Consider the following 15,848-nt stretch of genomic DNA (forward strand, 5'->3'; position numbering starts at 1 on the left):
ACTAAATATGCGAATTTTACTGGCGGAAGATCAGGCTATGGTGCGCGGCGCGTTGGCCTCGCTGTTAAAACTATCCAGCAATCATGAACTGGTCGAAGCGGCCGACGGCGACAGTGCACTAAAGTTACTCAAAGCCGAACATTTTGATGTGTTGCTGACCGACATTGAGATGCCGGGCCGCAGCGGGCTGGAACTCGCAGCCTGGCTGCAGCAACAACAGAGTAAAACCAAGGTTATCGTCATTACCACTTTTGGCCGCAGCGGTTATGTGCGCCGTGCGCTGGATTGCGGCGTCAGCGGTTTTTTGCTCAAAGACGCGCCGGTGGATGATTTACTGGCGGCTATCGACAAAGTACTGGCCGGTAAACGTGTGATCGACAGCGAACTGGCGCTGCTGGCGCTGGGTGAACAGGACCCGCTCAGCGACAAAGAACGCCGCGCGCTGCGGCTGGCCGGTGAAGGCAAATCCACCGCGGAAATTGCCGGTATATTGTTTATTGCCGAAGGCACAGTGCGCAATTATCTGTCTGAGGCGATGGCGAAACTCAATGCAGTGAACCGGGTGGAAGCTGCCCGCATCGCCCAGCAAAAAGGCTGGCTCTGAGTAGTCAAATGGCGCGCCCCGTGTTAACTTGAAGTTAATATAATGCAGGGGTAAGCCATGTTGATTTCTTCACTGGCAGCCGTCTGGCTGAATGCCGGACTGGCTGCAGCGCCGCACCAATCCGCCGCGCAGCTGCAGCAGTTACAACAACTGAGCAGCGACAATGCCCGCATCGTCCGTTTTGCCAGCCCGGAACAAGCCCGGCTGGCGGCGATCAGTCTGCATGACGCGCTGCTTGGCGGGCGCTGGCAGGACAGTAGTCTGATCCTGCAGCTGGATGCTGCAACAGAGGCCCGGTTAGCGCCTTATGCCGAGTCGATCCATCCTGCTTATCTCTGGCAACAGCAACAGGCTGCCACAGCGGCGCAACCGCTGACAGACAGCGCCCAGAGCATTCCGGGCTACGCCTGTTATCCCACGGTGGAAGAAACCTACAGTCAGGCCGAACAGCTGGTGCGCGATTATCCCGACTACGCCAGCTGGCACAAGATCGGCAGTGGCTGGGCTAAAACCAAAACCGGCACTGGTTATGACCTGTATGTGCTGAAAATTACCAATCGCAACAGCGGCGCGGCCAACAAAGCCAAGTTGCTGGTCAATAGCGCCATCCATGCCCGCGAATATGCCACAGCAGCGCTGACGCTGGAATTTGCCAAAGACCTGCTGGGTAAAGCCGGCAAAGATGCGGATGTCGACTGGATGCTGGCACAAAACGAAGTGCATCTGGTGCTGCAGACCAATCCGGAAGGGCGGAAAATTGCCGAAACCGGTGTGTCCTGGCGCAAAAATATCAACGATACCGCCTGTAACAGCGCCACCTTTGGTGTCGATCTGAACCGCAATTTCAGCTTTGGCTGGTTCGCTATCCCGAATGGCAGCAGCGGCAACAGCTGCGATTTAACCTACCGTGGGGTCAGTGCCGGTTCAGAGCCTGAAGTACAGGCGCTGGAGCAATATGCCCGCAGCCTGTACCCGGATAAACGCGGGCCGGCGCGCACCGACGCGGCGCCGGACAATACTGCCGGCATCCATATCGACGTGCATAGTTACAGCGAACTGGTGTTGTGGCCCTGGGGCGATACCACTACCCCAGCGCCCAATGGCCCTGCATTAAAAGCATTGGGGCACAAACTTGCGTGGTTTAATAACTATGTACCGACCCAGTCGATTGGTTTATATCCGACTGACGGCACCAGCGATGGGGTCAGTTATGGTGAGCTCGGCGTGGCCGCCATCACTTTTGAAATTGGCACAGCGTTTTTTGAATCTTGCGCCAACTATCAGGCAAATGTGCTGCCGGACAATCTGCGTGCGCTGTATTATGCGCTGCGTGTCAATACAGCCCCTTATTTGTTACCGGCCGGGCCTGATGTCAGTCAGCTCAGTCTCAATACCACCGCAAACCAGATCCCGCGCAACGTGCCGCTACAGCTCAAAGCGCTGGTCAGCGACAGTCAAAGCAGCGGTTACAATGGCGGTGTGGCCAGCCAGGTTATCCAAAGTGTCGAACTGACGCTGGACCAGTGGCCGGATCTGGCAGGGAGCAGCAGTATCAGCATCAATGCCACCGACGGCAAATTTGATTCTGCCAATGAAACTATCAGCCACTCATTGGATGTCTCCGGCCTTAGTGAAGGCCGCCACACGCTGTACCTGCGTGCCAAAGATAGTGCCGGCAACAGCGGCCCGGTATACGCCGGTTATTTTAATGTGACAGCGCCGGTGGTAGTTAAACCGCCGCTACCGGATTTTACGGTCGAATGTCAGTTCCTGCGCTGCCAGTTCCGCAATACCACGCCAGGCGATGCAACTTTGCCATTGGAGTTCAGCTGGACCTTCGCTGAAGGGGCGACCAGCACGGCGAAAGATCCGGTGTATACCTACAGCGCGGCCGGCACATATCAGCCGGTGTTGCGGGTGACCATGGCCGGGCAAACCGAACAACGCAGCAAAGCTCTGCAAGTCTTTGCTGAACCGCAGTTACAGCTCAGCAGCAATTGTCAGAACCTGAGTTGTACCCTGACTGCCAGTGCCAGCAGCGCCAATGGTCCGGTGGGGACTGTGCAATGGAGTGTGAATAATCAGACGCTCAATGGCCAAAGCGTCAATGTGACTTTTGGGGCCGCCGGGACTTATCAGGCGCTGGCAGAAGTCAGCGACAGCGCCGGGCAAAAAGTGCAGAAGACACTGAGTGTCACAGTCACAGCGCCGGTGGTGGTGACGCCAGCTGAACCTGCGGCGAAATCCTCGTCGTCCGGCGGCAGTGTTGGTTATGTAAGCTTACTGTTGCTGTGCATTTTACGGCGGCGGCTGGTTTAACACAGTGTGAGGGCTGCCGATGAAGGGCTGCCCTGTTCTGTATGGCTCCGCTCAGGGGACCAGTTGCAGTGCCAACGCCCGCTGTTGCTGCTCCAATAACAACTGGAATTTGTCAGCCGGGATCGGCGGACTGCACAAATAGCCCTGATAGCGGTCACAGCGCTGTACCTTCAGGAATTCCAGCTGTTGCGCCGTTTCCACGCCTTCAGCCAGCACTTTAAAACCCAGGGTATGGGCGATGCCGATAATCGCAGTGGCGATCGCCATATCATCCTGGCTATGAGGAATATCATCGATAAATTTCTTATCGATTTTCAGTACATCCAGTGGGAAACGTTTCAGGTACGCCAAAGACGAATAACCGGTGCCAAAATCATCAATTGCCAGCCGGATACCGAGCCGGCGCAAATCGTCCAGCACCTGTACCACCAGTTCTTGATTTTCCATCAGTGCACTTTCGGTCAGTTCCAGTTCCAGGCAATGTGGCGGAAAGCCGGTGTCGTTCAGTACCTGAGTGACCTGTTTGCGCATGTCATAGCGCTTAAACTGCGCCGGTGACACGTTGACCGCCAGTGTCAGGCGGGGCAGGCCGGCTTCCAGCCATTGCTGGCCTTGCCGGCAGGTTTCGGTCAGCACAAATTCACCGATATCATTAATCAGCCCACAAGCTTCGGCGACCGGGATAAACCGCATTGGCGAGATCATGCCCTGTTCAGGGTCAAACCAGCGCACTAAGGCTTCAGCGCCGATGATACGGCCGCTGAAAATATCAATTTGCGGTTGGTAATAGACCCGCAAGTGATTGGCTTTAATCGCTTTACGCAGTTGAGCTTCAATTGTCAGCCGATCGCGCGCAGCCTGAGTGTAAGCATCTGAGTAGAAAGTAAAAGTATTACGCCCGGCCGCCTTGGCTTTATAAAGCGCCGCGTCGGCGCCCTGCAGTAGCGCTGTGGTGTTGTCACCATGATCCGGAAACACTGCGATACCAATGCTGGCTCCCAGCGACACTTCGACCTGGTCACTGAGGCTCCAGGATTGCCCCATATGTTGCAGCAACTTTGTGGCGACAATAGCCGCGTCCCCGCTATCCGGTAGCGCCGTCAGCAAAATGGCAAATTCGTCGCCGCCCAGCCGTGCCAGCACATCAGTGTCCCGCACTTTTTGTTTAAGCCGGGCGGCGACTTGCAGCAACAATTCATCGCCATATTGGTGACCGTAGGAGTCGTTGACATCTTTAAAGTGGTCTAAATCCAGTACTAACACTGCGGCGTAGGCGTGATCCCGTCGTGCGGTTTTAATCGCCTGTTCGGCAATTTGCATAAACAGCTGCCGGTTTGGCAGATGGGTGAGCTCGTCATGTTCACTGAGGAACATCATCTCCGCTTCAGTGGCGCGGATCTCGGACAAATCAGTAAACACGGCCGCATAATGGCTTATTTGCCTCGCCTCATTAAATACTGCACTGATACTGAGTTGCACCGGCAGCACAGTGCCATTTTTGTGTTTGTTCACCACCTCGCCCTGCCAGTAATTTTGATCAGTCAGCTGTTGCCACATCTGCTGATAAAACTCCTCACTGTGTTGGCCTGAGCGCAGCATCGATGGTGTTTGACCCAGTAATTCAGCTTCACTGTAGCCAAAAAGACTCACCAGCGCCGGATTGACCGAAATAATGACTTTGTCGGTATCGGTGATCAAAATGCCTTCGCGGCTGCTGTTAAACACCGCGTCAGCCAACCGCAGATTGGCTTCTTGTTGCTTACGGACTGATAAGTCGATGTCCATGCAGAAGATTTGCGACGGCCGCCCCGGTAACTGCACCACGGCATGACCGGAGAACACATGCACCGGTTCGCCGCCTTTGCGCTGTAAGACCAGTTCGCCCGCTGGGATCGGTACGCCACTGTCGGCCATATGCTGGACGGCGGCCTGTACATCGGCGTGCATCGGTGCTGGGATAATTAAATCCAGCAGACTTTTGCCGACCGCTTCCTCTTTGCTGTAGCCATATAACACTTCACTGGCCTTGTTCCAGTAAAAAGTGGTGCCATCGGCTTCATAGCCCTGCACCGAGATCTCCGGTGTATTGTCCAGCAAAGTGCGAAAACGCAGTTCGCTTTCCATCCAGTGCTGCTCGGCTTGTTTCTGCATGGTGATGTCTTCAAGCTCAAGCAACACATGACTGATTTGATTGTTCCGGTCGACAATGGCATACAACGAACTCTCCAGCCATTGCTGCTGCACCGGTTGCGCGGCGTGAGCCCGTTGGTCCTGCCGGCTGACCTTATGTTGGCCGCTCTGCAACTGCGCAAAGACGCTGTCCAGCCATTGCTGTTGGTCGGCCGGCAGGACGTCTTTGAGTTGTGGCAGTTCTTCCAGCTGACTGGCCGGGATTTGGCTGAGCTGAACAAAACGCTGATTAAAATACTGCACATCGCCCTGAATGCCACAAATCAGCACACCGACCGGACTTTGTTCAATCGCCTTAGAAAACAGCTCCAGCCGGCCTTTGGCGTCACTGCGTTCAACTAAAAATGCCGCCAGGCTGGCAGTAAACTGGATGAGGTCGCGCTCATCCGGTGTCGGGTCACGTTTTTCCGCCAGATAAATACCAAAAGTGCCGAGCAACTGGCGTTCGGTGTCAAAAAAGGGTGTCGACCAGCAGGCTTGCAGCCAGTCATAAGGAGCAATCAGGTCCTGAAAATTCAACCACAGCATGTCATTATGCACATCGGCGACATAAACCGGCTGTCCGGTGGCGGCCGCAGTGCCACAGGAGCCGTTGCCGTAACGGATCGGTAATTTGTCCACTTTTGCATTGTAATCGGCCGGCAGGCTTGGCCCGGCCAGCACGCGCATCACCTGATTCTGCTTGTCCGCTAACAAAATCGAACCACGCAGGTGAGGTAGCTGCTGCTCTATAAATTTCACCAGTTCAGTCAGCAAATCAGGTAAAGCGGCATCATCGAGCAAGCGGTGCAGCAGGTAACTTTGCGCCTGCTGTTTCATTTGCTGTTGTTTGCGTTCGCGGATGTTTTGCCAGCAAAGCACCAGCACAGTGCCGTCCTGCGATTTTGGTACCGGAATGGCCCGGTAAGCAGTCGGCAGCGTTTCGCCATGCAAATTGATAAACAAATCGGCTTCGCCGCTGATAGGTTGTGGCTGCTCCAGCGCTTTGTGGATCTCCCGCCACAGCGCCAGCGCCGCTTTTTGTTTGCTGACCAGCGTTTGCACCGGTAACCCGATCAGCTGGCTGGGAGTGGCGTAGCCCAATTGTTGCTGTGCTGCCTGGTTGACAAAGGTGATTTCGGCATGCTGGTTGACGCCGATAATGGCGTCTCCGGTTGAGTCTAGCAGCAGCTGTACTTGCGCCATACTGGCCTGCAGCGCAAGCAGCGCTTGCTTGCGGGCATGAATATCTTCGATGACTGAGACAAAATAACACTGCGAACTGTCGCTGCTGCGATGATAAGACACCGACAAATGGGCCCAGACAAACTGGCCATCACGGCGGCGGTAGCGCTTTTCCATCTCAAAGCTTTCACGCTCACCCCGCACCAGTTCATCACACATTTGTAAGTCGTCGGCCAGGTCGTCCGGATGGGTTAGGTCCTGAAAAGTACTGCCGGCGAGGTCTGCCGGGTCATACTGCAACATTTGCGCAAAACGGTGATTCACCTGAATAAAGTGGCCTGACAGGGCGACGTGCGCAATACCGACAGCGGCCTCATCGAAGGTACTGGCCAGTTTTTGCTGCATCAACCGGGCGAAGCGGTAATTGGCGCGCAACAAAGTGTAAAGCAACAGCGGAAAAAGCACGGCACAGCCGCCGAGTAACCAGCCAAGTGTCTGGCGCAAGGTCGCATGCTGGCTGGCAGATAACCAGGCTGCGGTAGATTCAGGTTGTTGTGTCAGCCACCACAGCAAGATGATGACGAGATAAAACAGCAGCACAGACAGCAGCAGAGGCTCGGCGCGGCGCGAAAAGGCTTCAGTGTGCGGTGCAGTAAACGGCATCTGTCATCTTCCCTGTTGTAGGCACCCGCACGGTCTTATTGTGAAGTCGCGCCTGAACCGGCGCGCAATAATGCCCCGTGAAAGCGGGTGTTACATGTATCGATCAAGCATAGACGAAGCGAATAGAAGGGCAAATCGGGACAGCAGCAGCTGGGGGTGCTGTCCCATTTGGATTAAAACGAATAAACCAGCGTCAGTGAGGTCTGGGTGTCGGTATTCTTTTTACCGGCTGGTACTTCAGAATCATGCTGCACCGTGAATGCGGCTTTCATCTGCATACTGCCGTTAATGCGGGCACTGACCGAGGTTTCTGACTGGGTTCTTTTATTGTCCGAGCTGGCCTCTAGACTCAGCAGCTGGCGGAACGTCGCGCTGTCAGAAATCACCCAGTCCAGACTGCCGGCGGTACGGACCAAAGCGCCTTTTTCGGTGACATCTCCGGCAGTTTTGCCGGTGTAATAACCAGGACCGATTTCGGCGTCGATACTGATGCCATCACCCTGATACAGACGGTCGCCGTAACCGGCAGAGATCAGGCTGTAGCTGGTGTAAGCGCCAAAATCATCTTCAGTGTGTGAGCCAAAGATAAACAGCTTGGCGTGGTCAGTGTCGAGTTTGTAGCCGGCTTTGCCGGAGACAAAATAGCGTTCAGCAGATTTTTCGCTGTAGCGGTTACCGTTAACGTCGGTTTTTTCATCTTCTTTAAAAAACGCACTGAGCACATATTCATTGCTCCACTGCACCAGCTCCTGTTTGGCGTCGATTTTACCGGTGACAGAAGTACCTTTGGTGTTACCTGATGTAGTGATAGCCCCCAGCTCTGCCGACGTTGCCCAACCCAGTTTGGTCTCATCTGCCGCCTGAGCAGACAAAGAGCTGGCCGCCAGTGCTGCCAGTAAAAATGGATATTTCATGCTTCATCCTTGTTTGGTTTCATATGTAAAGACATTTGTGGAAATGGAATTTCGATGCCGGCGTCATCAAACTGCAGTTTGACCTGTTCCAGCGTATGCCAGTAAACGTCCCAGTAATCGGCGGCTTCAACCCACGGCCGCAGTACCAGCTGCACCGAAGAATCGGCCAAAGCACCCACTGCAATTACCGGTGCCGGCTCTTTCAGCACGCGGCTGTCGGCCTCGAGGATGTCGTGCAGAATTTGTTTGGCGCGGCGTAAATCGGAGTCGTAGCTGATGCTGATTGTTAAATCGATACGGCGACGTTTTTCTGCGGAATAATTAACGATAGCACCGCCGGTAATTTGCGAATTCGGCACAATGATTTTTTTGTTATCAGCGGTTTTGAAAATGGTCTGGAAGATATCAATCCGCTCCACGATGCCGCTGATGCCGGCGACTTCCACCATATCACCTGACTTAAACGGCCTGAACACGATGATCAACACACCCGAGGCAAAATTGGATAACGAACCTTGCAGTGCCAATGCGACGGCTAAACCAGCGGCACCGAGAATGGCCAGGAAAGATGCAGTCTGAATGCCCAGATGCGATAAGGCGATGAGTGCAAAGGCAATTAATACGGCGGCATAGACGATGCTCGACAGGAACGACACCACAGCGCGGTCAACATGGCGCAGCAGTAAGGCCTTGCCAATCAGCCGGGATACACCGAGCGCAACCCAGCGGCCGACGTAAAAAATGATGATGGCAACCACCAGTTTCAGACAGAAACTGACGATTAAGTCCTGATTTTTCTGCAAAAAAGTTAAGCTTTGTTCGATGACCTGCACTTCGGGTTGCATCTTGCTGACCTCCAATTGAGCGGGATAAAAAAACAGCCCTGCCAATATGCTAACATCTTCACCCGGATTTGGCAGACGCAATTCAGGTAAGAAATGGATCTGTTTTCGTTACAACGTCAGCTTGGTGGCCTCACTGAATACCCGCTGGAGCTATGGCAACCGGCGTTCTGTGGCACTGTACCCATTCGGATTGACCGCGACGGCAGCTGGTATTTTCATGGCAGCCCGATCAAAAGGCCCGAGTTAGTACGGCTGTTTGCCGCGGTACTGAGTTGTGTTGATGGACGATATTTGCTGACAACACCAGCCGAGCAGGTGCAGATTGACGTCGATGATGCGCCTTTTGTGCTGGTCGAAGCGGTGTGGCTGGAAGATGGCCGTTTGCAGCTGACCACTAACCTGCAACAGAGTTTTATCGCGGGGCCGGATTATCCGCTGTTGCTGCAGCCGGAAGCCGGCAGTGGGCAGTTGTTGCCATATCTGCAACTCAAACGCGGCTTACGCGCCAAATTCAGCCGGACTTTGTATTACCAGCTGGCTGAACAAGCGCAGGAGCAAATCGTTGAAGGTGAGCGCCACTACGTGTTGTATAGCGGCGACTATTGCTGCCGGCTCGGCTGACGTATATGAGCCGCAAGACCAGTTAAATCACTTTTGAATAACTCTGTTGCTGCGCTACTAGATAGGCGTCAAAAGCCGCTGCAATGATCCGCACCCATGGCCGGCCGCGCTCTGTTACTTCCAGCTTATCGCCCTGCCAGCGCACCAAGTCGTCTTCGAAGCATGGCTGCAGCTGCGCCAGCGACGCAGCGAAATAATCCTGAAAATTTATCTGCCAGTACTGCGCCAGCGCTTTGGTATCCAGCACAAAATTACACATAATGCGGGCGATTAAGTCAGCGCGGATTTGGTCGTCGCGGCTTAAGGTCAGGCCTTTATCGATGGCGAGACTGTGCTGTTGCTCCAGCGCCTGATAATAGTGCTTCAGCTCTTTTTGTTGTTGCCAGATCAAATTGCCGACCTGACTGATGGCTGACACGCCAAGCCCGAGCAAGGCATCGCAGGCATCCACACTGTAGCCCTGAAAATTGCGGGTCAGCTGTTGCGCTTGCTGCGCTTTACAGAGTGGATCAGTCGCTTTGGCAAAATGGTCCATACCAATAGCGACAAAACCGGCCTGTTGCAGTGTTTCCAGCGCCAGTGCCAGCAGCGCGAGTTTTTCGCTGGCACCGGGTAAAGCTGCATCGGGAATTTTGCGCTGCGCCGCGAAGCGCTCCGGCAGATGCGCGTAGCTGAACAGCGAAATCCGATCTGGGTCGAGGCTGATCACCTGCGCTAAAGTCTGACCGAAACTCTCCACCGCCTGATGCGGCAGACCGTAGACCAAATCCAGGTTCACTGAGCGGAAGTTTAAAGCCCGCGCCGCTTTGACCAGATCCTCCACCATACTGTAAGGCTGCACCCGGTTGATCGCTTGCTGTACCTGCAGGTCAAAATCCTGCACGCCAAAGCTGACGCGGCTAAAACCCAGCTCGCGTAATAATGCCAGCTTTTCAACGTCACAACTGCGCGGGTCAATTTCGATACTGAGTTCAGCGTCCGGCAGAAACTGAAAATGCTGCCGCAGCAGCTGCATCAGGCGACGCAGCTGGGCTTCATCCAGATAAGTTGGCGTGCCGCCGCCAAAGTGCAGCTGATGCACTTGTTTGGCGGCGCAGGCGTCTTGGTACAAGGCCATTTCAGTGGCGAGTGCGTCGAGATAACGGTCGGCTTTGCTCTGATCGCGGCTGATAACTTTATTGCAGCCGCAGTAATAACAAAGTTCGCGGCAAAACGGCACATGCAAATACAGGCTCAGTGCCGGACCAGTGTCGTGCAGTGCCTGTAAGGCGCGTTCTGGCGCAAAACCGCTACGCAGCAACAACGCGGTCGGGTAAGAGGTGTAACGGGGGCCTTTGACGTTATATTTTTTAATCAGGGCTTCGTCCCAAAATGTCGTCATCATATCGCATCTGCCACAGCGGAAATGGCGTCAGTATAAAGACTGTGTTGAAGTGCATATTGATCCAACACAACAGATTGGACTTTCAATAAGAGGCCAAGCCTCATAACCCGGGAACAACCATGAACAAAATAACTACTGCAATGCTGCTGGCCGGTTTGTTACCGCTGGCCGGTCAGGCGGCCACTTTGATCCACGCCGGCACTCTGATCACCGCAGAAGGCGAACAAATTCTGCAAAAACAAACGCTGGTGATCGAAAACGATCAGATCAAAGCCATTGAAGCCGGTTATCGTCAGCCTGCCGCCACCGACACCCTGATTGATTTATCCAAACAAACGGTATTACCGGGCCTGATGGATATGCATACGCATTTTTCCTATCAGAGCAGCCCGGGCGCCTATAGCGAAGGTTTCACGATGAATGAAGCCGACGTGGCACTGCGTGGGGCGACCTATGCCGAAAAGACGCTGCTGGCCGGTTTTACCACAGTAAGGGAATTAGGCGACAGCCATCTGATTAGTACGGCGCTGCGTAAAGCCATTAACGCCGGTTACACCAAAGGCCCGCGTATTTTCACGGCGGGTAAATCGATTGCCACCACCGGTGGCCATGCTGATCCGACCAATGGCGTGGCTTATCTGCGAATGGGTGACCCTGGTCCGGACGATGGGGTCATTAACGGCCCCGATGATGCGCGTAAAGCCGTGCGGCAACGCTACAAAGAAGGTGCCGACCTGATTAAGATCACCGCGACCGGTGGTGTGCTCAGCGTGGCTAAAAGTGGCATGAACGCCCAGTTCAGCGACGAAGAACTGGCGGCTATTGTCAGCACGGCGAAAGACTACGGTTTCACGGTTGCCGTGCATGCGCATGGCAAAGAAGGGATGGAGCGGGCGATAAAAGCCGGTGTCACGTCGATTGAGCACGGCACTTTTATGGACGATAACACCATCAAGCTGATGAAACAGCACGGCACTTATTTTGTGCCGACCATCAGCGCCGGTAAGTTTGTCGCGGAAAAAGCCAAAGAGCCGGGTTATTTCCCGGAAATGGTGCGGTTAAAAGCCGCCACTATCGGGCCTTTGATTCAGGCCACTTTTACCAAAGCGCAAAAAGCTGGGGTGAAAATCGCTTTTGGTACTGATGCAGGCGTCGGTATGCACGGCGACAACTGGCGCGAATTTGTTTATATGACTGAAGGCGGCATGTCGGCGCATCAGGCGATTTTAAGTGCGACTATTGAAGGCGCGCGATTGCTGCAGATGGAGCAAAGCCTCGGTAGCCTGAAAGCCGGCAAAATGGCCGATATTATTGCGGTGCCGGGCAACCCGCTGCAGGACATCAGTGTGATGGGCAAAGTTAGTTTTGTGATGAAGGCCGGCAAGGTCTATAAGCAGTAACGGATTGCCGCAACTAAAAAGCCGCAGCGATGCGGCTTTTCGTTTTAGAGAGCAGGTTCTAGTGGACCGGTTTTAGAATTTCCAGTAACTGGCGGATATCCTGTTTGATCGATGCGGCCAGCTGAATTTCCGTTTGCTGGCGGATGTGATCGAGGTGGCGCAGCTCTTTTTTGTCCAGCGCTTTGCGGGCTTCGTGCGTCGGCATCGCCTTGACGCAGTCATACATCGCAAATAATCCCGGGTAACGGCAGGCCTGTGCCAGTTCAGGTTGCAGGTTTTCCAGCAATACCCAGATACGCAAACCTGCTTCGGATAACTCACACTGGTCTTCTAACGTGGCCTGGCCAATCAGCACAATACTGTCCAGCAGATATTGCTGATGTTCAGCCTGTTTACGTTGTTGCTCAGCCTGCGCCTGTTGTTGTTGCAGCTTTTGCTTTTGCAGGAGCGACAATAAGCGGCCCAGATAAAAAGCCAAAACGCTGACAATCAACACGCCCAGCGCAAGCAGTCCCCACCAAATCGCCATCAAGTTATTCGCCTAATAAGTCTTTACGCCAGTCGGTACGTTCAAACTGTGCCAGCGGATCTAACTCTTCAATGTCTTCTGGGGTATCTTGTTCGGCTTCGTCTGACGCTTCTTCATCGTCCAGACCCAACAAGGTCAGTAATTCCGCGTGACGGGCGGTTTTGCTATTGAAGTATTTCGCATCTTTTCCGGTCAGAATTTCACCGTTTTCGACGCGTTCAACCAATGCCAGCAGTTTCTCATCCTGCTCCAGTGCGGCAAGTTCCTGCTCGGGCGCTAATGGGGCGATTTTAACTTTGGCCAGCTGCGCTTTGGGCTTTAAGTCGGCCATTTGTTGCAGCAGTTGCTGCTCAGTCTCATTGCCGTGCAGAGCGATAGGCTTTTTGCTGCCATGGCGCGGGTCTTTGTTGGTCTGACCGCTGTGCTGTGGTTTTTCTTGCACAGGTGCATTGCGGCTGCCGGATTTTAACCCAGCGCCTTTTTTCTTGGTCTCGACCGGGCGCTCGCGCGATTGCCGCGCTTCGGCTGCAGGTTTATGGCGGCTGCCGATCGGGCCTGTTGTGCGGGACTTTTTGATGCGTGTCATGGTCTGTACCTGTAGAAAAGGGCGCGTATTTTAACCAGATTTTGCCGGAAAGCCCAAGGCTTTCTCCGCAACAGTCGATTGAAGTGCGCAATGGAGCGCGTAGAAAAACAAAACGGCGATAACCTGAAGCCATCGCCGTCTGAAAGTTTGTGCAAGCAGCACTGAATTTTGTTATGTCATCCTAACTGTGGCAGACACCCTGTCTGAGCAGTTTCCGTATATTGTTGCGTCGCTTCCGTGCAGAAATTGTTATTCGCGATCGTCCTAATACTTTTTTCGTCTTCCGTGGAGCTTGCGTTAATAACGCCGACATCAGTGACGATGTCCTTCCAAATGTACTAAAGCACTGCTGCTTTCCATGCAAAACTTCCGTTTTGTCGAGTTGTTACTAAAAGTAACGGGGTTTAATTTACTCTGATTGGCCGGAATGGCAATACTATGATTAAAAAAAAATCAGAAAAAAAATGAACCAAAAATTAATGTCAAATAAATTCAGTTATTTGCCGGATTAAATACGACAAAGAGTCGGTTATTGCTGATTTGTTTTGGGTTTATTTCGCACGCAGCTTGTGAGACATATCTCACAAATCCAAATGGTGGAAAATAAAAAAACCGGAGCGGAGTCCGGTTTTTTCCTGATGCTGACTGGGATTAGTGTAAACCGCCCAGATATTTTGACAGCACTTCGATGTCTTTATCTGTCAGCTTGTGTGCGGTATCACGCATCATACCATTGAGGTCATTGGCGCGGGTGCCGGCACGGAAGGCTTCCAGCTGCGTTTTAATATAAGCGGCATGCTGGAACGAAATTTTCGGGAAACCTGCCAGGCTGTGACCAACACCACGTGGACCGTGGCAGGCAATACAAGCTGGAATACCACGTTGCATATCACCGGCGCGGAATAATTTTTGGCCCGCTTCCACCACGTCTTCCGGCGTGGTGCCAGATTTCATGGTCTGTGAAGCAAAATACGCGGATAAATCTTTCATATCTTCGTCAGACAACGCTGCGACCATACCAGCCATGACCGCATTGCTACGACCTTCTTTCCCGCCTGTCGCTGCGCCTTGTTTGAAGTCTTTTAACTGCTTATAGATATAACCGGCATGTTGCCCGGCGATCTTTGGATACATATCAGTTGGGCTGTTACCATCTGGTCCGTGACAGGCTGCACAGGTGGCAGATTTCGCTTTACCTGCTTCAACATTGCCCTCAACCGCAGCTGCCTGACCGGCCAGCCCTAATAAAAGCATGAATGGAATTGCTATTTTTCTCATGTTTAATTGTCTCTGTTCTGCGTGACCCTGCCCAACTTGCAACAGGCTTAGAAGATAATAACCCTATTTTTTATGCCTATTTTACACGAAACCTGCTGATAGAAAATCCCAATACTTATGCAGATTATTGATTTCCGCTAAACTATAGCCAAATTTGAGTCCGGAGTATGACGTGTACAAAGCAATATTTAACTACCAGCAAACGAGATTTCTGACCAGCGCCCCCGATATCCGGGCTTTGCCGGATGATTCTGGCATTGAAGTGGCGTTCGCCGGACGCTCAAATGCCGGCAAGTCCAGTGCACTGAATACGCTGACCCGGCAAAATAGTTTAGCCCGCACCAGTAAAACGCCGGGCCGCACCCAGTTGATCAACACTTTTCATCTTACTGAAAACAAAAGACTGATCGATTTACCAGGCTATGGTTTTGCTAAAGTGCCGCTGGAAGTCAAAGAAAAGTGGCAAAAGTCGCTCAGTGAATATCTGATGAAGCGTCAAAGCCTGAAAGGCATCGTCGTGCTGATGGATATCCGCCATCCACTGAAAGATTTGGATCAGCAACTGGTGCATTGGGCGGTTCAATCCGGCTTGTCGGTGCTCATTCTGCTGACCAAAGCAGATAAACTAAGCCCCGGTCCTCGCAAAAAGACCGTGCTGGAAGTGCGCGAAGCGTCTTTGGCCTTTATGGGGGATGTGACTGTCGAAGCATTCAGCTCATTAAACAAAATTGGTTTGGCTGAGCTGGAGCAAGTGCTGGATCGGTGGTTTAGCGGAGAAACCACCAGGGTTACCGACGCAGAATAAATGCCACTACTCTGGTTGCGGCAGGACCCGGTAAGTCGCCAGGTCCTGTTTTCAATTTAAGCCCTGTTCAAATCCATTCATCGATACACAGCGGTGTCACCTTTGCCGCATGCGAAGCCCCAAAAAGAAAAAACCGGCAGTTCAGAGAACTGCCGGCATAGCAAACGGGGAGAAGCTATTCAATAAATTTCAAATCAACAGGGTGTCTTACGAAGAAGACAGGGCCATTATACAGCAATTTTTGTATGTTTGAAGTATTTGCTCTAAAAAATCTAATTAATTTTCAGAAAAAGACAAAAAAAAACGCCCCACTGCAAGCAGTGGGGCGGCTAAATAAGCCTACTTTCTATGTAGAATCAACGACTAACGTCTGAAACTACTGAAAGATAGAACATCTTACCTCTGTACCCTACGTTTTCGATTTTACGCATCGCGGATTAAAAAGCAAGCTGTTTACGTAATAAAACTACAATTTTTGTTGTTTTTTTCGCCTTGATGAGGAATTTCGTAATAAAACAACCTTTTGTCGTAAAAATGTCTGAGTAG

Annotated in this window: 12 protein-coding genes; 5 read left to right on the plus strand and 7 right to left on the minus strand. The window is 52.7% G+C overall.

Annotated features, from left to right (window positions below; translation table 11 throughout):
• Positions 1-7 precede the first annotated feature (7 nt).
• Both Q399_RS0105175 and Q399_RS0105180 read left to right on the plus strand, forming a co-directional pair.
• Positions 8-604 carry a response regulator transcription factor gene (locus tag Q399_RS0105175; protein ID WP_031566290.1) on the plus strand — a complete coding sequence of 199 codons (597 nt, stop codon included), beginning with the start codon at positions 8-10 and terminating at the stop codon, positions 602-604.
• Between the two features lie 57 nt (positions 605-661).
• The gene (locus Q399_RS0105180; protein ID WP_051685759.1) at positions 662-2,923 is read left to right on the plus strand and encodes a M14 family zinc carboxypeptidase; all 2,262 of its coding nucleotides are present in this window, start codon (positions 662-664) and stop codon (positions 2,921-2,923) included.
• A gap of 51 nt (positions 2,924-2,974) precedes the next feature.
• On the opposite strand, the gene Q399_RS21410 is transcribed toward Q399_RS0105180, so the two are convergent.
• From Q399_RS21410 to Q399_RS0105195, 3 genes are all read right to left on the minus strand, one after another.
• Positions 2,975-6,940 (minus strand): PAS domain S-box protein, encoded by a 3,966-nt coding sequence (locus Q399_RS21410; protein WP_051685760.1) that lies wholly within the window; start codon positions 6,938-6,940, stop codon positions 2,975-2,977.
• Between the two features lie 173 nt (positions 6,941-7,113).
• Positions 7,114-7,854, minus strand: coding sequence for a DUF481 domain-containing protein (locus tag Q399_RS0105190; protein WP_031566298.1), 741 nt, complete (start codon positions 7,852-7,854; stop codon positions 7,114-7,116).
• On the minus strand, positions 7,851-8,699 hold the full coding sequence (locus Q399_RS0105195) for a mechanosensitive ion channel domain-containing protein (protein ID WP_084164092.1): 849 nt from the start codon (positions 8,697-8,699) through the stop codon (positions 7,851-7,853). Before Q399_RS0105195 ends, Q399_RS0105190 begins: the two co-directional genes overlap by 4 nt.
• Positions 8,700-8,792: 93 nt before the next feature.
• Here Q399_RS0105195 and Q399_RS0105200 point away from each other — a divergent pair, with 93 nt between their 5' ends.
• Positions 8,793-9,320 (plus strand): DUF1285 domain-containing protein, encoded by a 528-nt coding sequence (locus tag Q399_RS0105200; RefSeq protein ID WP_031566303.1) that lies wholly within the window; start codon positions 8,793-8,795, stop codon positions 9,318-9,320.
• A 22-nt stretch (positions 9,321-9,342) separates the two neighbouring features.
• On the opposite strand, the gene hemN is transcribed toward Q399_RS0105200, so the two are convergent.
• Positions 9,343-10,704: an oxygen-independent coproporphyrinogen III oxidase gene (hemN, locus tag Q399_RS0105205; protein WP_031566305.1), complete on the minus strand. Its 1,362-nt coding sequence runs from the start codon at positions 10,702-10,704 to the stop codon at positions 9,343-9,345.
• Positions 10,705-10,823: 119 nt separating this feature from the next.
• Here hemN and Q399_RS0105210 point away from each other — a divergent pair, with 119 nt between their 5' ends.
• Positions 10,824-12,104: a metal-dependent hydrolase family protein gene (locus Q399_RS0105210; protein ID WP_031566308.1), complete on the plus strand. Its 1,281-nt coding sequence runs from the start codon at positions 10,824-10,826 to the stop codon at positions 12,102-12,104.
• Between the two features lie 58 nt (positions 12,105-12,162).
• Here the strand turns inward: Q399_RS0105210 and Q399_RS0105215 are convergent, their stop codons facing one another.
• The 3 genes from Q399_RS0105215 to Q399_RS0105225 form a co-directional block, all read right to left on the minus strand.
• Positions 12,163-12,633, minus strand: a complete 471-nt coding sequence (locus Q399_RS0105215) for a DUF2489 domain-containing protein (protein ID WP_031566311.1) — start codon at positions 12,631-12,633, stop codon at positions 12,163-12,165.
• A 4-nt stretch (positions 12,634-12,637) separates the two neighbouring features.
• Positions 12,638-13,219: a Der GTPase-activating protein YihI gene (yihI, locus tag Q399_RS0105220; protein WP_031566313.1), complete on the minus strand. Its 582-nt coding sequence runs from the start codon at positions 13,217-13,219 to the stop codon at positions 12,638-12,640.
• A 651-nt stretch (positions 13,220-13,870) separates the two neighbouring features.
• Positions 13,871-14,473: a c-type cytochrome gene (locus tag Q399_RS0105225; RefSeq protein ID WP_245612834.1), complete on the minus strand. Its 603-nt coding sequence runs from the start codon at positions 14,471-14,473 to the stop codon at positions 13,871-13,873.
• 196 nt (positions 14,474-14,669) lie between these two features.
• On the opposite strand from Q399_RS0105225, the gene yihA reads away from it, so the two are divergent.
• Entirely contained in the window at positions 14,670-15,302 is a 633-nt protein-coding gene (yihA, locus tag Q399_RS0105230; RefSeq protein ID WP_031566317.1) for a ribosome biogenesis GTP-binding protein YihA/YsxC, read from the plus strand.
• Positions 15,303-15,848 lie beyond the last annotated feature (546 nt).

The sequence above is a fragment of the Rheinheimera texasensis DSM 17496 genome (assembly GCF_000711985.1).
GTDB classification, from domain to species: domain Bacteria; phylum Pseudomonadota; class Gammaproteobacteria; order Enterobacterales; family Alteromonadaceae; genus Pararheinheimera; species Pararheinheimera texasensis.